17 protein-coding genes and 1 tRNA gene are annotated in these 20,861 nt (G+C 33.9%); 7 read left to right on the plus strand and 11 right to left on the minus strand.

All coding sequences use genetic code 11. From position 1 onward, the window contains the following. Positions 1-17 precede the first annotated feature (17 nt). Entirely contained in the window at positions 18-302 is a 285-nt protein-coding gene (locus LB076_RS13030; protein WP_066332285.1) for a DUF493 family protein, read from the minus strand. 148 nt (positions 303-450) lie between these two features. On the opposite strand from LB076_RS13030, the gene LB076_RS13035 reads away from it, so the two are divergent. The 5 genes from LB076_RS13035 to LB076_RS13055 all read left to right on the plus strand — a co-directional run bounded on the left by LB076_RS13035 (position 451) and on the right by LB076_RS13055 (position 5,041). Beyond that, complete coding sequence (locus tag LB076_RS13035) at positions 451-984, plus strand: AAA family ATPase (RefSeq protein ID WP_066332287.1); 534 nt, start codon at positions 451-453, stop codon at positions 982-984. A 79-nt stretch (positions 985-1,063) separates the two neighbouring features. Then, positions 1,064-2,959, plus strand: a complete 1,896-nt coding sequence (locus LB076_RS13040) for a RecQ family ATP-dependent DNA helicase (RefSeq protein WP_066332290.1) — start codon at positions 1,064-1,066, stop codon at positions 2,957-2,959. Beyond that, a complete protein-coding gene (gene fmt / locus LB076_RS13045; protein WP_066332292.1) occupies positions 2,959-3,906 on the plus strand; it encodes a methionyl-tRNA formyltransferase in 948 nt (315 codons plus the stop codon). The genes LB076_RS13040 and fmt overlap by 1 nt, the downstream gene beginning before the upstream one ends. A gap of 176 nt (positions 3,907-4,082) precedes the next feature. After that, positions 4,083-4,355 carry an HU family DNA-binding protein gene (locus LB076_RS13050; RefSeq protein WP_066332294.1) on the plus strand — a complete coding sequence of 91 codons (273 nt, stop codon included), beginning with the start codon at positions 4,083-4,085 and terminating at the stop codon, positions 4,353-4,355. A gap of 125 nt (positions 4,356-4,480) precedes the next feature. Beyond that, the gene (locus LB076_RS13055) at positions 4,481-5,041 is read left to right on the plus strand and encodes a YqgE/AlgH family protein (protein ID WP_066332296.1); all 561 of its coding nucleotides are present in this window, start codon (positions 4,481-4,483) and stop codon (positions 5,039-5,041) included. A gap of 28 nt (positions 5,042-5,069) precedes the next feature. Here the strand turns inward: LB076_RS13055 and LB076_RS13060 are convergent, their stop codons facing one another. Together LB076_RS13060 and LB076_RS13065 are read right to left on the minus strand one after the other, a co-directional pair. Further along, the gene (locus LB076_RS13060; RefSeq protein WP_066332298.1) at positions 5,070-5,903 is read right to left on the minus strand and encodes an aminotransferase class IV; all 834 of its coding nucleotides are present in this window, start codon (positions 5,901-5,903) and stop codon (positions 5,070-5,072) included. A 54-nt stretch (positions 5,904-5,957) separates the two neighbouring features. Then, positions 5,958-6,350 (minus strand): START-like domain-containing protein, encoded by a 393-nt coding sequence (locus LB076_RS13065; protein WP_066332300.1) that lies wholly within the window; start codon positions 6,348-6,350, stop codon positions 5,958-5,960. Between the two features lie 151 nt (positions 6,351-6,501). Here LB076_RS13065 and LB076_RS13070 point away from each other — a divergent pair. Both LB076_RS13070 and LB076_RS13075 read left to right on the plus strand, forming a co-directional pair. Then, positions 6,502-6,575: transfer RNA gene (locus LB076_RS13070), tRNA-Met, on the plus strand. 121 nt (positions 6,576-6,696) lie between these two features. After that, a complete protein-coding gene (locus LB076_RS13075; protein WP_066332301.1) occupies positions 6,697-7,902 on the plus strand; it encodes a site-specific integrase in 1,206 nt (401 codons plus the stop codon). Positions 7,903-8,096: 194 nt separating this feature from the next. Here LB076_RS13075 and LB076_RS13080 read toward each other — a convergent pair whose 3' ends face one another. The 8 genes from LB076_RS13080 to LB076_RS13120 all read right to left on the minus strand — a co-directional run bounded on the left by LB076_RS13080 (position 8,097) and on the right by LB076_RS13120 (position 20,861). Beyond that, positions 8,097-8,360 (minus strand): hypothetical protein, encoded by a 264-nt coding sequence (locus LB076_RS13080; RefSeq protein WP_066332303.1) that lies wholly within the window; start codon positions 8,358-8,360, stop codon positions 8,097-8,099. 138 nt (positions 8,361-8,498) lie between these two features. Next, the gene (locus LB076_RS13085) at positions 8,499-9,164 is read right to left on the minus strand and encodes a hypothetical protein (protein ID WP_066332305.1); all 666 of its coding nucleotides are present in this window, start codon (positions 9,162-9,164) and stop codon (positions 8,499-8,501) included. Positions 9,165-9,226: 62 nt separating this feature from the next. Beyond that, positions 9,227-9,688: a M15 family metallopeptidase gene (locus LB076_RS13090; protein WP_066332307.1), complete on the minus strand. Its 462-nt coding sequence runs from the start codon at positions 9,686-9,688 to the stop codon at positions 9,227-9,229. Then, the gene (locus tag LB076_RS13095; protein ID WP_066332309.1) at positions 9,663-10,130 is read right to left on the minus strand and encodes a phage holin family protein; all 468 of its coding nucleotides are present in this window, start codon (positions 10,128-10,130) and stop codon (positions 9,663-9,665) included. Before LB076_RS13095 ends, LB076_RS13090 begins: the two co-directional genes overlap by 26 nt. A gap of 19 nt (positions 10,131-10,149) precedes the next feature. Beyond that, the gene (locus tag LB076_RS13100) at positions 10,150-12,006 is read right to left on the minus strand and encodes a hypothetical protein (protein WP_066332311.1); all 1,857 of its coding nucleotides are present in this window, start codon (positions 12,004-12,006) and stop codon (positions 10,150-10,152) included. Positions 12,007-12,422: 416 nt separating this feature from the next. Then, on the minus strand, positions 12,423-14,438 hold the full coding sequence (locus tag LB076_RS13110) for a hypothetical protein (RefSeq protein WP_066332315.1): 2,016 nt from the start codon (positions 14,436-14,438) through the stop codon (positions 12,423-12,425). Positions 14,439-14,442: 4 nt separating this feature from the next. Beyond that, a complete protein-coding gene (locus LB076_RS13115; protein ID WP_066332322.1) occupies positions 14,443-16,683 on the minus strand; it encodes a hypothetical protein in 2,241 nt (746 codons plus the stop codon). Beyond that, positions 16,683-20,861 carry a hypothetical protein gene (locus LB076_RS13120; RefSeq protein ID WP_066332323.1) on the minus strand — a complete coding sequence of 1,393 codons (4,179 nt, stop codon included), beginning with the start codon at positions 20,859-20,861 and terminating at the stop codon, positions 16,683-16,685. The genes LB076_RS13115 and LB076_RS13120 overlap by 1 nt, the downstream gene beginning before the upstream one ends.

Below are 20,861 nucleotides of genomic sequence, written 5' to 3' on the forward strand. Positions count from 1 at the left end.
AACGGTTTTATTTCAAATTATAACGAAACAATTCCTTCAATGGTTGCAACCTCTAGGTATTTGTCAATAACCTCTTGAGGATCTTTCATGCGTACATCTACAGAAAGACTGGTAAATTTGCCTGTTTTGGATTTGGTAGTTTTTATAACCGCTCCCATACAATCAAAGGCTTGCTCCACGCGTGCAACATTATCTCCCACAGAGGGAACTATGAATTTGTATAAATACAAAGCAGGCCAATCGTTGTTTCTCTCTAACTCTGCTTTTAATCTAACGTAAAACTCTTCTGTTTTCTTATCCATTTTTTATAAAAAATTAAAGCAAAGATACAGTTTCAAAAGCAAAATATGAATTTTGAAATAGGTATTTTTAGTCCAAATACTTTTTTAAAGTCTTGTTTTTTCTTGTTTTGGATAAGTTTAAGTAAGTTTGTACCTTATTTAGATAAAAGTGTCAAAAGAAATCGTTATTCTTATCGGCGGACCCGGAACAGGCAAAAGCACCTTAATTGCCGCATTAGTGGCACAAGGATATTGTTGTTATCCCGAAATTTCGAGAGAAGTTACCCTTGAGGCACAAAAACAAGGTGTAGAACAGCTCTTTTTGGAACAACCTTTGTTGTTTAGCGAGTTGTTATTAGAGGGTCGTAAAAAACAATTTTTGGATGCTCAAAAAGAACCCCATTCTATGGTTTTTATGGACCGCGGACTCCCCGATGTACTGGCCTACCTAAACTATATTGGTACCGATTACCCCAAAGAATTTGACAGTCTCTGCAAAGAGTTTCGGTATTCTAAAGTGTTTATTCTTCCGCCTTGGCCAGAAATTTATGTGCAAGATCAAGCGCGTTACGAAAATTTTCAACAAGCCTTACAAATTCAAGAACACCTTATAACTACCTACCAAACCTACGGCTACCAACTCCTTGAAGTACCCAAAGACACGGTAGACAACCGAATACTTTTTATATTAGACCGAATTTAGGACTAAAACCTGTGCTGCTATTTTGTATGGATTGGATTTTTATTAGCATCCGATTTGTAATTAAAACCAAAAAAAAAGAATGTCTGAGGCTCTAAAAATACTTCAAAAATACTGGAAACACCAGGCGTTTAGACCCCTTCAAGAAGAAATCATTGAAGCCGTTATGAGCGGCCAAGATACCTTTGCGTTGCTGCCTACTGGCGGCGGAAAATCAGTGTGTTTTCAGGTTCCTGCGCTACTCCAAGAAGGCATCTGTTTGGTTTTATCGCCATTAGTGGCACTTATGAAGGATCAAGTAGCTAATTTAAATACACTAAACATCAAAGCCATGGCATTGACGGGCGGCATAAAATCCGACCAAATGACGACTCTTTTAGACAATTGTAAATTTGGAAATTACAAATTTTTGTACCTATCTCCAGAAAGATTACAGTCTGATTGGATTTTGGAACGCCTAAAAAACTTGCCTATAAATCTCATTGCCATAGATGAAGCCCATTGCGTATCCCAATGGGGGCATGACTTTAGACCTGCTTACCTAAAAATTGCCGTTCTCAAAACCCATTTTCCTAAAACCCCTTTTTTGGCCTTGACCGCCAGTGCAACTCCTAGAGCAAAGGCAGCAATTATGGAAGAGTTGGGTCTGGAAAATCCACGGGTTTTTCAACAATCTTTTTATAGAGCAAATCTAGCATATATGGTTTTTGAAGTAGAAGACAAACTCTTTAAAATAGAGCAAATTTTAAAAAAAAATCCAGAGCCTTCCATTATTTATGTACGCAACCGAAAATCCTGCGTTAGCATTGCCACCCAATTGCAGGCCGCAGGGTTTAAAGCTACTTATTATCACGGTGGTCTTGACGCTAACGAAAAAGAAAAAAACATGGCACTTTGGATCCAAGATAAGGCGCAAGTTATTGTAGCCACCAATGCTTTTGGAATGGGAATTGACAAAGCCAATGTTAAAACAGTTATCCATGTACAACTGCCCGAAAATTTAGAAAACTACTACCAAGAAGCCGGTAGAGCCGGACGAAATGAACAAAAGGCCTTTGCGGTTTTATTGACCAGTCCTGGAGATAGTGCACAAGCCGAAAATCAATTTTTGCACGTTCTGTCTGATAAAAAATTTCTAAATACCCTTTATAAAAAACTATGCAACCACTTGCAGATTGCCTATGGCGAAGGCATACAAGAACAATTTGCCTTTAACCTCAATCAGTTTTGTACTAAATATGGTTTTCCGTTATTAAAAACCTATGCTGCTTTTCAATTTTTAGACCGTCAGGGAATACTTACTCTTTCTCAAGAATTTTCGCAAAAAATAAGTTTGCAGTTTTTAATCTCTTCTAAAGAATTATTGCGTTACACCAGCCTAAACCCTAATGATGCAGAAATAATTTACAGCCTACTACGTACCTATCCTGGCATTTACGAAGTGCCAACAGTATGCAATCTCCAATTTATTGCCAAAAAAACAAACCGTCCTGAGAATCAAATTCTGGCTCTTTTGCATAAGCTAAAAGAAAAAGAAATCGTTTCTTACAACGCCAAAAACAAAGACAGCTTACTGACCTTTAATGAAATTAGAGAAGACGAGCGCACCATTAGCAAAGTGGCAAAACGTTTAGAAAACCAAAACCAATTGAAACACCTCCAATTTAAAGCTGTTATTCAATACGTTACCCAAAATACTAGCTGCAAAAGCAACTTTATACTCGAGTATTTTGGAGAAAAAACACCCTCAGATTGTGGTATTTGCTCCTATTGTATTGCTAAAAAACAACCTAAATTGCATCCAGAATTACTCTCAAAAAAAATCATTACTTTATTGAAAAGTACCGATTTAAATTCTAGAGAAATTCAATCCAAAACCAATTGTAGCACCAACGACACTATCTTTGCCATTCAAAATCTCTTGCACGAACAAAAAATACATTTAACACCTAACAATAAATACACCTTAAAAATATAATGGAAAAATTACGAATTGTATTTATGGGAACCCCCGAATTTGCGGTAGGTATCCTAGAGAGTATACTCAAAAACAACTATCAAGTAGTAGGCGTAATTACTGCAGCAGATAAGCCTGCTGGTCGGGGTCAAAAAATAAAACACTCTGCCGTCAAAGAGTATGCGCTTGCCAATAACCTAAATTTATTGCAGCCCACCAACCTAAAAGACCCTTCTTTCTTAGAAGAATTAAAAGCCCTGCAAGCCAATTTGCAAATAGTAGTAGCCTTTAGAATGCTGCCAAAAGCAGTATGGGATTTGCCCCAATTTGGCACCTTTAATCTACACGCTTCTTTACTTCCTAACTACCGGGGCGCTGCTCCTATTAACTGGGCTATAATAAATGGCGAAACACAAACTGGAGTTACCACTTTTTTTATAGACGATAAAATTGACACCGGTGCCATTATTCTGCGAGATCAAACCGCTATTGATCCCAACGAAAACGCAGGCCAACTCCACGACCGTCTTCTTGCATTGGGTTGTGATACCGTAAAGAATACTCTAGCGCTAATTGCTACCAATACGGTGCAAACAACGGTGCAACAAGATACCGCCGAAATCCAAACGGCCTATAAGTTAAACAAAGAAAATTGCAAGATTGACTGGGGCAAATCCGCCACAGAAATCCATAACTTGATCCGAGGATTAAGTCCCTACCCTGCCTCGTGGTGTTACTTTTTGGATAAAGAAGAAAAATGGAGTGTCAAAATCTATGAATCCAAAATTATAGAAGAAAAGCACCACCTTGCCATAGGAAGTGTTGTTTGTAACAAAAAAGAAATCAAAATAGCCGTTTCGGATGGTTATATCCAAATAAATAGCTTGCAATTTCCGGGAAAGAAAAGAATGACAACTCCCGAGTTTTTAAATGGGATGGTTTTTTCGAAAAATTTAATGGTAATATAATACCAATAAAATACGATATTGTGCAAAAACAATAAAAAAAATAATCTTTTGTTAACAATTAAATTAAGTTATCAACAAAAAATATTAAAATATCACAAAATACTTGTGTGGTTTATATTTACCACTAAATTTGTTACTGACATTTTTTTTAACCAACAATTAATAAACTATTTATTATGAACAAATCAGAATTAATCGATGCTATCGCTGTAGACGCAGGAATTACTAAAGCGGCTGCTAAATTAGCGCTTGAATCCTTTTTAGGAAACGTAGCTGGAACTTTGAAAAAAGGAGAAAAAATATCTCTTGTAGGTTTTGGATCTTGGTCTGTATCTGCTAGAGCGGCTAGAGATGGAAGAAACCCACAAACTGGTAAAACCATTCAAATTGCAGCAAAAAATGTAGTAAAATTCAAAGCTGGTGCAGAATTAGAAGGTGCTGTAAACTAAGTATAGTTCAGAGCCTAATAATATATAAAAAACCCTCAATAGAGGGTTTTTTTGTGGATATAACTCGTTAAAATTGGTTTTTGTGAAAAAAAATATTAGTTTTAATAAAAAATTTTGCCAAAAGTATGATTTCTGAAACCCTAATAAAAGGACAACTACTTATTTCTGAGCCTTCTATAATTGGAGACACATCCTTTAATAGATCTGTTATTCTATTGGCAGAGCATACCAAAGATGGTTCTGTGGGATTTATTATCAACAAACCATTAAAATATTGCATTAATGATTTGGTGCCAGAAATTACTGCAAAATTTAAAATTTATAATGGCGGCCCTGTAGAACAAGACAATCTTTATTTTATACACAATGTGCCTAACTTAATCCCAAATAGTATTGAAATTTCTAACGGAATTTACTGGGGTGGTGATTTTGAGTCTACCAAAGAGCTTTTAAACAACAGCATCATTAAAAAAGACAACATTCGGTTTTTTTTGGGATATACCGGTTGGGGAGAAAACCAATTAGAAACCGAAATGAATGCGAACTCCTGGATAGTGGCGCCTAATATTTATAAAAACAAAATAATAGGCAAAGCAACAACCCATTTCTGGAAAGAACAAATAATAGAACTTGGTGGCGAATACCTAATATGGTCTAATGCTCCAGAGAATCCCTATTTAAATTAACTTGGCCAAAATAATTCTATCACAAAAATTAGGCGATACTGGCGTTCAACAATTTTAAAATTTGTTCGGAAAACGCGGTTCCAAATATCTTTTTTCTGTATTTTGTAATTGGCTGTACTCCTTTTATTACATTGGTCACGAATAACTCATCTGCTTTTTGTAGATCAAAAGGAGATATGGTTTCTTCCAGAACTACCAAGTTATCCATTTTTCGGGCTAGTTCTAAAATTTTTCTTCTCATAACCCCATTCAAACAACCTTCAGAAATAGCTGGAGTTATTAATTTATTGCCCGATACCATAAAAATATTACCCTGTGTTGCTTCTACAACATTTTTAGAATCATTCAATAACAAACAATTATCCAAGCCATTTTCATGCGCATAGATACTAGCGGTAGTATGTAGCAATCTATTAGTAGATTTGATAGAAGAAAGCAACTGCTTGGTTATATAAAAATCTTTATACAAGTCTGCCTCATAAACGTCTTTTGCTATACTATAAGCAGCCTCATTTAGCGCAGTGGCATGAATTAAATACGAAACCTCATTGGTTTCCGGAAGATAATATCCGCCATCGTTTCTAAAAACCGTAATCCTGGCTCTGGATGTAGTTCCGAGATTATTTGCCGTGGCCAAAGAGATAATTTGCTCTTCAAAAAACTCCATTGTAAAATGCATCGGAATTTCCATTCGTACGACACGCATAGAGGCCATTAATCTAAAATAGTGGTCTTCTAAAAATAAAATCTTAGAGTTTACTATTTTCACTGTTTCAAAAATAGCATCTCCATACAAAAAAGCACGATTGTTTGTGAGTACATTACTGTTATTACCTACGATATTCCCGTTAAAATTAATCATAAAAAAACCCTGAATTTAGTTCAGGGCAAATATAAGTTTTAAAATACAATTTTACTATACCGATCCTATCAGATGTTTTAAATCTGAAATTTGATTTTCCCATAATAATTTAGCTTCGTTAATTTCGGTCTGTTCTGCAAAATCAACAACCATTATAGACACATCTTTAGTAAGCTCATCTACTAGAATATGAATTTCAAAATAATACTCCGTATCTTTATTTTGATCATCTACCCATTTAAATTTTACTTTTTCGCCAGCTTTTTTAGAAGCCAAACGAGCTTTTTCTTCAGAACCGTCCCAAATAAAGGTAAAAAATTCACCACGTGAATTAACATTATCTGCAAACCACTCCGATAATCCTGAAGGCGTAGAAATATATTGGTAAAGTAATTGCGGAGAGGAATTTATAGGAAACTCTATTTCGTAACGTTTTTTCTGATCCATGAGCTACATTTAATTTTTTTCGAATATATAGAATATATGTCCTAAAAAAAAACATTTTTAAATTTATTTTTTTATTTAAAAAATGCTTGTGAATTCTAATATTATTTATATCTTTGCACCCGCATTCAAGGATAAATATCCAATGCCCTTTGGCGAGGTAGCTCAGTTGGTTAGAGCGCAGGATTCATAACCCTGAGGTCACGAGTTCAAATCTCGTTCTCGCTACAAAAAAAATAAAGTCTGAAACCCACTCCCAACAAGGGTTTCAGACTTTTTAATTAAACTTCTTACGGCTAGTAATTACTAAAACGGCAACCCTTACGGCAACCCCAGTAATTACACAAAAATGGCAAAATCACTACTATTCGACTGCTCATACACAGAAATATGGGTACATCCTAAAAATTGGAAAACATTAACTTCAAAGAAAAGTCTAGAACTTAACTGGTATGTAGAATGTAAATTTATTGACCCTCTATTCCTTGAAAAATATCCTAAAGGCTTTCCTTTTAGAAAAAAACTAAACAAATTTAGAACTTTAGAGGAGAGAAAAGCTGCAATTCAAGTATTGTTAACAGAAATACCTAAATTATTTGAAGACAAAGGTTGGAATCCAATTACAAAAAAGTACATGATTCCGGAAGCAATACCAATAAATGGAGTCTTACACCCAAAATTAAACTTTATTGAAGCTTTAGAAATAGCCTACTTAAAGCTATCCGTTTCAGATGGAGTAATAAAAGAACTCCGCAGAATCATTGCTAAGGTTAAAAAATCGGCTGAGCAACAAAGGATAGATTTCTCAATTAGTGAAGTTCATTCTGGCCATGTTCGCGATTTACTTGACTACCTCAACCTTACCCCAAATGAATATAATAAATTTCTGACACATTTATCTATTGTGCTATCTGATTTGGTGGAAAAAAGAATGGTTTTTCATAATCCGATAAAAGATATTAGGAAGAAAAAAACGGTAAAAAAAATTCGTGAAACATTAGAAGTTGATGAACTCAATAAAATTTTTTCTATTTTAAAAACAGATTATTACACATTTTATAGATATGGACAGATATTTTTTCATTCTGGCGCGAGAAGTGCAGAATTATTTAGGGTTCAAAAAAAAGACGTGTACCTGGAGAAAAGAGAATATAGAATTACTATTAAAAAAGGAAATAGCTACAGAGAAGTCATAAAAGTTATTTTACCAAATGCTCTAAAATTTTGGACCGAAATTGTTCAAGAATGCAAAACGGAAGAAGATTATTTATTCACAAGAAACTTACAACCGTCAGTGACTCCCACACAGCCATATCAAATAACTAAGCGATGGAAAAGACTTGTAAAGGATAAATATAACATAACAGCAGACTTTTATGCTTTAAAACACTTATTTTTGGATGAACTTGACAAAGCCACTAGCGAGAGTTCTATGTTATCTAAAGGAATGGCAAGTCACGAAACTGATGTTACTGAAAAAGTTTATTTAGTCGGTAGGAATAGCAGGAAAAACGAAGCTTTAAAAAACATTAGGATCAACGTAATCACTGCTTAATTTTCACAATTATACCAATATCATAATTTGTTATATCAGCTTTAATTTTTGTCTCAGCGGAGCGATGTCAAAATTATGCATCTGATAAGTATTATAATGAAAATTGGAAATCAGAAAGGCGAAAAAAGCAAAGATGAAGATATCTATATCTATTTTATATAAATTATTTTAAAGGCTATCTATAGATAGCTTTTTTATGGATATAATTGTGTTTGAATGTATTTCAATATTTTACTGGTATTCTTTCTATAAATAAAATCATGCTTCCTTAGTTCAAATTCAATCTCTTGAATAGAATTTACTTTTACGAATCCCTTCAATGGATTGTCATTTAGATTGATTCCAAAATGATAGCCTTTATTATTTTTATCAATATCAATGTATTTTGGATTTTCTTTTAAATTTAGATAATCAAACACATCAACATCGCAAATATTTTTAAATCCGTATGATTTCATTATTAAATCTATTTTTTTTTGCCTCTACAGTAATACAGACACAAAATGTTAGTTGCAAAGAAATAAAATTATTTTAAAGAAAAATCATAAAAAAGCAACTCGTTTAAGAGCTGCTCTAATTACTAAAAAAACAAAAAACTATCTCTTAATGTTGAGTATTGATTTCTTTAAGCTAAACATTCCAAAAGCTTGACCACTTATATTTAAGTACTCAGCTGATATAATATCCCCTTTTCTATTTTGGACACTAAGATCAAATTGATAGGCCACTTGATTGAATTCTTTATTTGCTCCAAATGCTCCACCGACTAGTAGCCTTAATACTGTTTCTTTTTGTTTTACGGGAACATGAATAGTTTTTTTCTTGATAGTGTAGCTTGGAGTAATTTCTTTGACCTCTCCTTGTACTATTCCGTTGATGTTTAGTGAAACGTTTTCGTCTTCGAAATCAGTAGAAAATTTATTGAGCTGCGCTATTTTTGAAAACAGAATTTGTTTCTTTAAAGAATCTGTTTCTTTTGCAAAATCGTTTTTTAACTTATCATTCTCGGCAACCAATTTTTCATTAATGGGATTTTCAGTTGTTAAGTATTCCTTTACAACTGATTTTTGAATTACAATCTGCTCTGGCTTTTTTGGCTGAAATTTTCCAACTACTTCGGGAACTTCTACTTTTACATTTTGTGTTCCGTTATCGGATTTTGAACAACCTTTAAACCATAACACCACAAGCAACAATATCCATCCTAAGTAAAGGAACAACTTACTTGCTACTGGCTTTATTTTTGATAAATTGATTTGCATAACTGTATTTTTTTAAATTGATAGATTTAGGGAGGTTTTATGTAAATCTCCCTATTTTACATTTATTTAATTTCAAAGTGCATCCAATCATAATTTTTCTCTACTCCTAATGAAATAAATCCATATCTATAGAAAGTATCAATCATTGGCTTGTATTCGGGTCTTGCAAAACGAGCTGTGCTAGATGTCTCGTGCAATAAGTTTCTTTCTGGGTCTAAATCAATGGCAATTCCCCATGAATGACGGCTATAATCTGAACCTCCACGCATGGCTCTAAAGTTGAAACAACCTCCAAATAAATCAATCCCTAACTCTTGTATTTTGGGTAGTCCGTAATGATCTAAAAGGTCTTTAAAAACATTTTTAAAGTTTTCGGCAACTAATTTATGGCACCTCATTTTAGTAACCTTAGTCTTTTTGTCCCAAGCTAAACGCATAGGATAAGGCAATTCTATTGTAGTTAAATAACTGCCTTGTTGGTTTGGCTTTCCAAACTCATTAATAGCTTGTTTTGTCGTTATCATCGGTATTGTTTTTTAAATCAGTTATGCTGTCTTTAATTTCATTAGCTCTTTTTAAGGCTTTTTTAATCATAGCCCAAACATCTTTTCCTGTAGCTTTTTCATAGTTTTCTTTTATTGAAACCCCCTCGATGAATATCAAAAGGATTGCGCATACTTTGGTGGCGAAAAAGGAAATTGAAAACCATTTTTCAAATATTTCAGAAAGAATGAAGAAATCTATCACATAAAGCAAAATGATACATAGCTCATAAAGAAGCATTTTGGATATAATTTCACTTAGCTTTCTACTGGTAACATATTTCCAACCCTTTACCATTATGGCTCTATATATTCCAAAACAAGTATCTAAGGCTATTGCAGCACCAACAGCTATTAATAATCCCGTGATTGGTGCAAAAAATAAAAAAGTTGCCGTTAGTAGGTATAATAAAAATGTCTTCATATTGTTTTTTGTTGTTGAATTACGCTCCCGCCTTTTTTTCTACCAAAACATATCTTAAAGTAAGGGTAGTTCCAGGCATGGTTTTAAAGTTGATATTCAGCAGATGGTTTATTGAAAATCCATTTGGTAGTGCAAGTGTGCCAAGAGGTGAATTATTAAAAAACACAGCAACTGTAGTGCTCGAATTTCTAATAATTGTATAGGTATAAACGAAAATAGAATTATTAAGAAATTGATGCATAACAACTCCGCCAAGGGACAACTCCATGGAGGTATCCGAGTTGTTTAAACTAGCAATGGCATTAACCGTGATTTTTAAAAAATCACCATCTTTAGCCAAAGTATTTGCGGGCATTGTGTACGAGAAAAGCGTGGTAAAAACAGTATCCGTTGTGCTTACATTAGTGTATAGTTGTGCTAGTACACGGTTGTCTGGAATATCTGAGAGATTGGCTAATGTTTTCCAAGCTGTCCAAGAGTTTCCATTGTTAACACCGTAATTTCCAAAACGAACTTTTAAATTATCGCCACCCAATTGACTACTATACGGCACATACAGCTGCAATGAGCCACCTCCTGCGGCTATCGTTTTTACATTTACCACGCTTCCAAAATGTGGAAATCCTTCCTTTCTAGAAACAAAACTGCAAGAAACACCATCTGCAAAGTCCATTGGTAGAGAAGAAGATTTCCAAGAGTCAACGGCAAAAGGTTTTAGATTTTTCGCACTTCCTGTAATATCAATGCCCCAAGTACCCATAGCTCCTGTACCATCTTGATTGGCTTTGTTGTCTAACAAATTTTTTAATTGCTTTCCCATTTCGGCGGTTAATGCCTTGGTTACGCCTCCTGTGGTTAAGTCATTAACTAATACATTATCTATGTAGGTCTGTACGTTTTCTAAAACGTCTACAATCTCTTGTATGGTGTCCAAATTAATGTTGTCACTAAATAGAATGCTTCGGATAGCATCTAATTGCAAGCCTAACTGCTTTCCCATTTCGGCAGATAGCATGGCAGCGGCTCCTCCTTGAGTTAGGTTGTTTATGATGTTTAGATATACGGCCGCTATTTTGGTGTCGGATTCTAAACCAACGTAGCCATTGGGTTGGTTTTTTTGATTCTTATCTTGTTTGAAAGAAAACAAATCAGTATTGGCACTAGAATAAATCAAAACCAAGTCATCAATTATCATTTGTAATTCTCCAGAGCCATAGTTGCCATTTATGCCTATAAAATTGTATAAAAGATTAACCCCGTTTATTTCGCATCTTATATAATATATTTTTTCTTGATCCGTAAATTTTTTTGCTGGTGTAATATTATTAATTGTCTCTAATATAGACGTATTGATTGCCCCTAAATCATAAACAACAGCACCTGGGGAAGATGTAAGTTCATTAGCCGTTAATTCGCTAATAAATCTAGGCTGTAATGCTATCAACTTATCATTAATATTAGAGGAACCTATCGGATTAAAAGCACCTTTTCCGAGCTTCCATAAATATTGGTGTTGAATCAAAGTTGAGTCGACAGTTGCTAAAGCTGTAAGTATAACTATCTCGTTTTTTGATACTGTAATTCCATTAGTATCCAAGAGGTAATTCAAGTCTTGATTTTTATCAATCACACCCAGTATAACCTCTCTAACATTATTGTTTTGACCAAAATCAGACGCCTCTTCAATTATTTTTTTTATTTCTATTTTTTTAGAAGTCCAAATTCCCGATTCTAATTCAGAAGCTATCAATAATGCTTCCGGATTAGCTTTCACCATCTCAGGAAGTTCTTCTGTTTTTTTAGCGTTAGCGGACCATTTATTTAGGGTCTCGTTTATTTTTTTTACATACACTAAATATTGCTTAGTATCAGCCATTTGATTATTTTTTTATTAAACAAATGTAGTGAAATTTTACTTATTCTTATTTAGACTAAATAAGAATAAAAGAATTAATTAACTTCATTAAAAATTTAAACTAATGCCATTGTATTAATTTGTAATTTTGATTTGATGGAAATATTCTTTTTATTTATTATTTGTGTTGGTGGATGCTGGCTTGTATTTAAAGCCATAGGCGTAGCTTTGTTTGGTAAAAGCAAAAAGGATCAATTCACTTTTATAGATAAATCCGTGCATTATCATCTACATGATAATAAACAAGCCCATCAACATATTCACATTATTGACGATACCACGAAGAAGAAAATACTAGAGCTAAAAAAAACAAAACCCACTAATTGATTAGCGGGTTTTTTTATTAACTAAAAATAGTATTACAGAATACATATATATCAATACTTCAAGAAACCTATTTCGGTCTGAATTAAGCCTGGAATTTCTATTACTTGATCATTCAACATCTCATCCATTTCGCTACTGGTACTATATACCGCTCCTGCTTTGACCATTATTGCACTAAGTACATATAGATTTGAGTCGTTTAAAGGTCCTTCAGTTTCAAAATCACCACTTTTTACATATTGAGTTCCATTGATATATACCATTTTATGGGATAATGCAATCATTAATTTTCTCCATATCTCTTTGCTGAGTGGTTCAAAAGTAAATTTATCTGCCTCATAGGATTGTGCACTTAACAGAACAGCATTTGTATCTGTTTTATAAACTTCACTCTCTTCTTGGCTAACTCCTGCTTGTTTGGTAACTTCAACATTCATTAAATGACGGATACCTGTGGCATAAAAAATATCCGTGTTATCATGGTTCCAATAATTTATTTCTAGATTTTTTAGAAAATTTTTGGCAATGATCAATCTCTCACTAATATGTTTTAGGGAATCGAAACGATTGTCTGTATTTTCAATTTCAATTTGAAGGGTCTGATTTAAATAATTACTCAAGTCAATTGTAAATTCATAAACTTCGTAATTAAAATCATTGTATATAGAACTTACCATCACTCCGACATCTATTCCGGAATAGGTATTGGATATCACCAATACATCCGCATTTTTATCATCATCGTAAAAAATGTTGTCAATTAAGTACCACGCATTTTCTAGATTTATGTAATTGCCAATTATTGCCCACTCAGGAAGCAATCCATTAAGTGCATAAGAATCAATAACTGCATTAGTAGCATAGTCGTATCTATTTCCTGCTAAGAAATACACTCCAGTATTAGTACCGCCTAAATTAAATTTAATAGCATCTCGCTTATCTTTAATTCCAATATTATTTGTTTTTTTTACTACCGGAACAGAAATTTTTGTTTTATCTGATTTTATGATATTAACCGTATTAGTAGCATAGTTCGATTTAAATTGTGTTGTGATAATAGTGTCTGATTTAAAATTTTGACAACCAGAATAAGCTACTTTAACATCCACTTCGGATCCCAAAGTATTTTCATCTGTTTTATAGTTAAAAGTATCACTCCATTTAACTCTTTTAGCAAAACGAATGGAGTTACTTTTTGAAATGTAAAAAAAAGGTACATACACCCCATTTTGGTCCACTGAAAATGATTTTGAAAAAGCTCCCCCATATTGATCCAGAACATAGAGAGTGTAATTACCAACATCTAAGCCGCTAAATACATTTGCGTGTTGAAAGTCAGTACCGTTTAAGGAATAGGCAAGAGTTAATCCTGTCGTGAATGCGTTATTTACTATAGCCGTAGCTCCATTGGGACTATTGTTTATTTTTATTGAAAAATTATCCGCACTCAGAACGTCTGGCAATGTAATTAAATTTGTCGCCTCCAATCCGGCAGCATTCTTTACGGTTAAATTGATGACTTGCCCTCTTTGCCACTCAAAACTAAAAGGATTACTGGTGTTGTTCAGCAAATTAAATGGCGAACTTATACTGACCGCTAATTCTGAAGTAGCTTGTGTAATTTTTATTTTTTTTGATTTATCCTCTGTTGCTTCTGAAAAAGAAGTGATAGTATGAATAAATGGAGGTGTGAACTGTTGGTTAACTATAGAAATAATTGCACCAGAGTCTGTCCCACTTAATATAAAATTTGCATTTTCATAATTAGCCAGTATGGTCACCCTTCCTGCAATTCCAGATCCATTTATTTCAACTGTAAATAAATTGGAAGTGTTATAATCTAAATTGAAAGCATTACGGTAGGAGCTAGCAAGTAGTTTATAATAAATCTCTGGATGATTATAATCTTCTGGAACACCTTCTGGAATTGCTACACTCCCTCTTGAGATTCTTGCATTTTTAAAGATCTCAAATAATGAAATTCCATAATTACTCTCAGTAAGGTTTAAAAAAGTGCCAGCTATAATTGGGCTTGTAAAATCTATTGTTATTTTAGAATATGCCATAATGCTATCTATTTGCTTTTAATAATTTCCATTTTCCTTCATTGGGTTTTAAATTGAATAAAAAACCCTTTTCGGTCTGATTTTTTTCATTAATAAATTCAAATGTTCCGTAGAAATTTTGAACCAATTTTCCGTTGATTAAAGTACTACTTTGAATAAGTTGCATTAAATCAAAGGTACATTCATGTTCAAATTCAATCCATTCTGGAACAAACCTTGGTTTTGTGAGTTCAGAGTTAAAGATATCTCCATTTTCTGAATACTCAGATTGGGTTTTTAACTGCGTTTTTAATTGACTATTGGCTGTTGAAGAACTGTATCTAATTTTTTCAGTTGCAAATTTTGTTAAAGCGGTAGCAATTAGCCAGCCATGTCTTAGTAGCATATTTACAGGCGATAACCTCAAATTTGTTGCCGTTTCTGGTGAAAAAATACCCGTTGGCTGTTTAGAAAAATCATCCTGCCATTTTCTTTCTTCAAACAAACCACTTGTAGCTCGTTTTAGATCCAAAAGAAAGATATCGTTATCGTACTTTGTATCTTCCGTTGGGTATTTTTTTCTTGGCTTCCTTCTGGTGAATTCTTTTGGGTACATCCCACCTATGTATTTAGATAGCTGAGAATAGCTGTTTTTTCCTTTATTAATAAAAGTGGTAAAATTAGACCTCCCGTTAGGTTCGTCCAAACCTTGTGCTTCCTCATTTTCGCCACCCTTTTCATATCCAATTTCTATGGATGGCCAGTAATAGTCTGATGCGGTACTTCTGGTTATTTTTTTTACTTGATTTGGAAGTTTTACTGTTACATTATTATTGTAAAAGAAACTCATATCCTCAACTCGTATACGTTCTTTTCCGTTTATTTCCTCAATACCTACCCCAATATTAAACACACTTTTTAAGGATGTAAATGCATCTCTAAGTGATGTTGTCATCGGTTTGTATAAATTTTCAATACCGTTATCCGGATCCGGTATAGGTAATTTATTAAATCCTCGCAAAGCAAAGCCATGGGTTAATCCAATGAATGCTCCAAATCCATTTACCTCATATCCTAAGTCCTTTCTACCAAAATAATCTGAATAAAAAACCTTTTTACTATTAGAGCATATACTGGCCAAATGATCTAAAACATCATGAACCAAATAACATTTTGCTGTTGAAGCATCAAAACTAGAATCTTCTTCAGCCAAAAAACTACCCTTAATATTAGTAATTGCAATTTTAAATGTAGCTGTCTTGTACCTAAGATCCTTTAAATTTGCTTTTATATAAAACTCCATCGCAACACTTTCGCCCTCATTAACTGTAATAGGTATGTTAAAGTCTGGAATAGTAATTGTTTGATTATTGATATCCCATAAATCTGGAATAGTAGCAGACCCCACACCGGCATGAAATAGTATGGTGCTGGACTTAGCGTTGTAACTTCCCCCATTAGCATAGGTGGTTAATCGTACTGTAAAAAAAGCTAACTCCCAGTCACTTTTTAGAATAGCTGCTTTAAAGGAGATTCCAGATCCTTTGATTATAATTTCCCTAGTTCTATCAAAATTTGCTAAAAACATCATTCCAGCGGTTCCAACATCTTCCGTACCTATGGATTCAGGTAATACATTTTGACCTTGCTCATGGGATTGCGAAATATAACTAAACGGAATACCGTGTGTTTGATTACGTGTATTTCCATCTTTAGAAGAAACAGACAAAATTGCATTATTTTCAATATTTTTAGCATCCCATTTTGATTTTAAAAAAATTCTTCTTCCGCTAATATAAACCTCTTGCTCCTCTATACTTTTTATGGATATTCCGTCAATTGTTGTTGTTCTATCCATTTCAAAACTTGCATCTTCTCTAGATTTTAAATCTTCTTGTAGGCCTCCAGAGTTGAACTTAACAGATACTTGATTTCTTTCTACTTTTCTGGTCATTAGATCTAAATAACCCCAATAAATCTTTATCCATTTATCTGTTTTAGGATGTTTTTCATATTTTGTGAGTTTGATATTAGCCATTACATCATGAAGCTCATAAGCAAGTTGGATATAATCCGCTCCATTACCAACAAACTTTAATGAGTTAGAAAATTTTGCAACAATACCATCATATTCCCCATTTCTAGCAAATTCCTTATTGTCTTCGTTCCATCCGATAGGCTCCGTAATGAGCATTGAACTATTTAATTTCTCGCATTCTAGGATGTATTTTACTCTATCAATATATCCGTGGTTGATTGTCCCCATTAGTTTTTCCAGTTTATATTAGAATTTCTGTAATTTTCATAACCTAAATCAATTTTATTGATTACGTTAAATGTTGTCTTTTGTTTTTTAATTGCCTCCCTGGTTAGTTTCATTTCGTTTATGAGCTCCGAATCATCATTGTATCCTCCTATGATATGGAAAGTATTAGAAAGTTCTTTTTCTTTAAAAAAACCATTGAGGATTTTTTGTCTCATAAATTTATTATATTCTGCTTCTGACTTATGAACAACATCGTCTTTTTCAAGAAATGTAAGGGTAGGCTTGTTTGGTGTTTTTCTGGCTCCTGAACCATCAGGGCGTGAAATAATCTCGGAAACGCCACCATCACCAACCTCAGCGAACTCAGCAGGACCTCCTTTACGACCATCCTTATATTTAGGTATTGGAGTGGCTATTATTGCTGCAAGTTGAGCCGCTGCTACTCCTGCTGTAAGTACAGCTAATACCAGTCCTATTCCGGGACCCGCAGATAATGCTGCCGTCACTGCTTTTGCGGTATTAAAACCAGCCTCAGCTATAGCTAATGCTTTGTTGAATACTGCCTGCTTTATTTGTTCTTTTTTCTTTTCTTTTTGAAGTTCTTTCTCTTTTTTGGCTCGCTCTTTTTCTAATAATACTTTTTGTCTTTCATCATTACCAGCGAGTTCAATTTGCTTGTCGTAATAATCATTAGAAGCGGATATTTCATTATCTATGTTTTGAATTCTGGCATCAAAAATAGTATTGGTCAAATCAACTAAGGTATCTTTTAAAGCTGTTGAAAGTTCTTTAATAGTTTCTACTGCCTCTTTTTCAAGCTCTACTCTTTTCTCAGCCATTGCTGTAAAATCTGAAATTCCAATCTCAGATAACTGCAGTTTATACTTAGCTAAATCATTTTCAATTTTGGCTCTTTTATCTGCTGAAATTCTTTCCGATTCTGGCAATACATCTTGATGGTCCAACAATGTCTGAATAGCATCGATCTGTGCTTGCAATCCTTTTTTAGCGTAAAGTTCTTTTATAGCTAATATTTGACGCTCGTGTTCTTCAGTTGCATCCTTTATGTTTTTTTGCCCTTCAGTTATCGCTTTGAACTTGATGTTCTCAGCTTCCAAAGCCTTGCTTAACTCGGTATCTTGTCCTTGAATTTTTGAGTTAGAATCTTTAGTAATTAAATCAACTTGACTATCGATAATCTTTTGACGTTCCTCTACTCCTTTTTGTTTTAATTTTGTTTGTTCATTTTGGTATTTCTCTAGTATTAGTAATTGTTCCGATGTCAATCTTTTCTTAATCGTACCTTCATCTAATAGTATTTGTATTTCGTTATTAGATAACTCGCGAACTAATTTCCCTGTTTTTTCATTGTAAACTCCCAATTGTTGAAGTTCAAATTCGGCAGATTCTTTGGTTTTAGATGAAAATAATTGCTCAAATTCATTCAATGCGTCTAAGCGATTATCTAATGTAGTTTTATCATTTTTTAATATCTCATCATCCATTTCCATCGCTAATTGTAAACGAAATTGTCTAAGTTTAAATAAGTCGTCTTGTGCTTTTTTCTCTAAGTCATAAGCCTCTTTTAGTCTTTTTTGTCTAACTGCAATTGCTTTTTTATTTTCTTCATTTTGAAAGGCAGCTTCTTTAACAGCTCGATCTTTATCAAGATCATCCAACAATGCTTGACGTCTTTTTTGCTCTTGGATCGTTATTTTTGAATTTTGAAATAAGGCGTTTTTAGTGACTTTTAATTTTTCTTTTTCATTCTCAATCAAAGCGCTTATTTCCTCACTTGTATTCCCTTGCTTGCTTACTCTATAACCGCTTTTTGCTAGTACAGCGTTTTCTTTGGTCAATTGTACTATTCTCGCTTCACTTTGCTCTATTTGATTTCTTGTTCTATCAAGTTCTTGTTTTTTCAGATTTCCATAGGTGTCTAAATTAGTCTGTAATACTTCCTTTTTTAGTAAAATCTCTTCCTCGTCTAGTTTTTTTGAATCTTCGCCTTTAGCACGGCGTAATTTTATTTCCTCCTCTATTTGTTTAAATCTTTTAGCGGTATATTCATCGTTTTTTTTATTATAATTTGCTTCGGTGTCTTGAAGCGTTTTTGTTTGATTCTTGATTATAAGTAATAATTTTTCATTGTTTGAAAGTTCATCATTAAACACCATGTAAGCAACTACAACAGCGGTCAAGGCTGCAAGAATGATCCCCCATGGTGTTGCTTTGGTTGCAATGTTTAATCCTTCCTGAGCTACTGTGGCTTCTTGCGCTGCCAATGCTTGCGCTTTCATAGCTGCAGTACCTAAACCGGTAGCAGTTGTGAATGAAATTTGAGCAGCAACGCCAGCGACTTTAATGGCATTATATGTCAATGACAGGAAATTAAGTAATTTTTGGATTGCTAGAAAAGTAACAATAACGGATCCATATTTTAAAAATCCGCTAATGATATCTTTTAGATTATCCCTAAAGAATTTTAGCGTTTTTGTGATTATCTCAGTACCGTTGTTCGCATCATTTGTGGCTAAAACATAGGCTTCAAATTCATCTTTGATATCTCCAATAATCGATGCAATACTTTGCGAAGCGGCTTCCACTTCCTTATTTAGAGCAATGTTATTTACATATTCTGCATTGGCTAAGTTCATTGCGTTTTCAAGCACACTATAGTTAGCAGCCAAAGAACCTACCACGGTGAATGCTCTTTTTTCTGTAATACCCAAATCTTCTAATACCAAGGATAGATTTTGGCCTTCATCTTTTGCGGAGCTCAATCCTTTTACAAACTTTTGAAATACACCGGTTGCGTCTTTATTAAACTGCTCTGATAATTCTTTTTGAGTAAGTCCGGTCAACTTTAAAACTTTTTCTAAATTGGCACCTGTGGACGTTGCTTTGTTTAAAATTGCAAAGGTAGATTGAATGGCGCTTCTGGAGCTTTCAGCCTCAGAACCTAATGCAGATGTTGCAGCACCCAATCCCAAAACACCTTGGGCAGAGGTTTCATAAACCGCAATACCTTTTTGAATTTCGGAAGCATTCCCTAAGACTTGTGCTTCAGTAGTAGCCATATTATTTCCAAGCTCTGTAATAACTGATGCTAAACGATCTGCATTCTCAAAACTATCCGAGGAAACTTCTATAAATTTTGCAAAATTTTGCACCTGTTCATCTGAAATAATATCAGAGGTTAATTTTAGTTTCTCGATGGCAGTGGAGAATTTCAAAATATTATCTGTTCCTTTTACTCCTAATGTTCCAGCAACCTCAGCAGAACGCAATAAACCATTTATTGAAATCCCATCTAAATCACTCCCTAAATCAACAACTTCACGACCAAATTGTTTTAAATCTTCGCCTGAAATATTAGTTGTTTTTCCAACGGCAATTAACTGGCGGTCAAAATCTTTAATAGTGCTAAAGATATCTTTCATTATGGTGCCAAACAACGCGACACCAGTAAGCAAACCAAAAGTCGATATCAAGTCCTTCAAAGTACTGTTTAGTCCTTCAAATGCCGAACCGTAATTCCCTATATTTTTACTATAGTTTTTGGTTGCTGCATCAACGGCTTTTACTCTTACATCAAGTATTTGATACTCTCTTTGAGCAATTTTTATTTCAGCATTATTTTTTACTTCAGCAGAAAGAAGATCTGCCAGCCTTTTTTGGGCTTCTGTTCGGGCACGATTCAATTTTTCGTAAGCGCCTACTAATCCCAAATTCTCTCTGGCTTGTAATTTTATTTCTTTATTTGTTTCAGATAATAAAACACGCTCTTTCGCTAATGCTTTATTCGTTCCCTCAGTAGCTAATTCATTTTTTCTTTTGGTAGAAATCAACGCTTTCTCTGCCTGATCTTGCTCTCTCCAAACAACTGTGTTTTGCTTTATTTTCTTCTCTAAAGCTGCTTCCGAAGATTCCAGTAATTTATTAGCATTAATTGCTTTAAGAGTGGTTAAATTTTCTTGCTGTTTTAATGCAATATAAGCCTGTTGGCTGTCTGTTTTCCTAAAAGCATTTACTAATGGTGCCATTTCTTTCAATGATGCCACCAATTGTTTATTGGCTTCAATAGCCGGTTGCATATTTTTAGCATATTCAGAACCAATGGTCATTGCTTGGTCCTCAATTATATCTCTTCGAGTAATTATTCCATCTTTTGCCAT

It is taken from the genome of Flavobacterium crassostreae (assembly GCF_001831475.1).
Classification (GTDB): Bacteria; Bacteroidota; Bacteroidia; order Flavobacteriales; family Flavobacteriaceae; genus Flavobacterium; species Flavobacterium crassostreae.

What these genes read in the sequence shown, in the direction of transcription:
- LB076_RS13095 (WP_066332309.1), bottom strand. Translation starts at nt 10,130, where the DNA reads ATGAAGACATTTTTATTATACCTACTAACGGCAACTTTTTTATTTTTT.
- LB076_RS13120 (WP_066332323.1), bottom strand. Translation starts at nt 20,861, where the DNA reads ATGGCAAAAGATGGAATAATTACTCGAAGAGATATAATTGAGGACCAA.
- LB076_RS13050 (WP_066332294.1), top strand. Translation starts at nt 4,083, where the DNA reads ATGAACAAATCAGAATTAATCGATGCTATCGCTGTAGACGCAGGAATT.
- LB076_RS13115 (WP_066332322.1), bottom strand. Translation starts at nt 16,683, where the DNA reads ATGGGGACAATCAACCACGGATATATTGATAGAGTAAAATACATCCTA.
- LB076_RS13030 (WP_066332285.1), bottom strand. Translation starts at nt 302, where the DNA reads ATGGATAAGAAAACAGAAGAGTTTTACGTTAGATTAAAAGCAGAGTTA.
- LB076_RS13060 (WP_066332298.1), bottom strand. Translation starts at nt 5,903, where the DNA reads ATGATTAATTTTAACGGGAATATCGTAGGTAATAACAGTAATGTACTC.
- LB076_RS13110 (WP_066332315.1), bottom strand. Translation starts at nt 14,438, where the DNA reads ATGGCATATTCTAAAATAACAATAGATTTTACAAGCCCAATTATAGCT.
- LB076_RS13065 (WP_066332300.1), bottom strand. Translation starts at nt 6,350, where the DNA reads ATGGATCAGAAAAAACGTTACGAAATAGAGTTTCCTATAAATTCCTCT.
- fmt (WP_066332292.1), top strand. Translation starts at nt 2,959, where the DNA reads ATGGAAAAATTACGAATTGTATTTATGGGAACCCCCGAATTTGCGGTA.
- LB076_RS13080 (WP_066332303.1), bottom strand. Translation starts at nt 8,360, where the DNA reads ATGAAATCATACGGATTTAAAAATATTTGCGATGTTGATGTGTTTGAT.
- LB076_RS13100 (WP_066332311.1), bottom strand. Translation starts at nt 12,006, where the DNA reads ATGGCTGATACTAAGCAATATTTAGTGTATGTAAAAAAAATAAACGAG.
- LB076_RS13085 (WP_066332305.1), bottom strand. Translation starts at nt 9,164, where the DNA reads ATGCAAATCAATTTATCAAAAATAAAGCCAGTAGCAAGTAAGTTGTTC.
- LB076_RS13040 (WP_066332290.1), top strand. Translation starts at nt 1,064, where the DNA reads ATGTCTGAGGCTCTAAAAATACTTCAAAAATACTGGAAACACCAGGCG.
- LB076_RS13075 (WP_066332301.1), top strand. Translation starts at nt 6,697, where the DNA reads ATGGCAAAATCACTACTATTCGACTGCTCATACACAGAAATATGGGTA.
- LB076_RS13055 (WP_066332296.1), top strand. Translation starts at nt 4,481, where the DNA reads ATGATTTCTGAAACCCTAATAAAAGGACAACTACTTATTTCTGAGCCT.
- LB076_RS13090 (WP_066332307.1), bottom strand. Translation starts at nt 9,688, where the DNA reads ATGATAACGACAAAACAAGCTATTAATGAGTTTGGAAAGCCAAACCAA.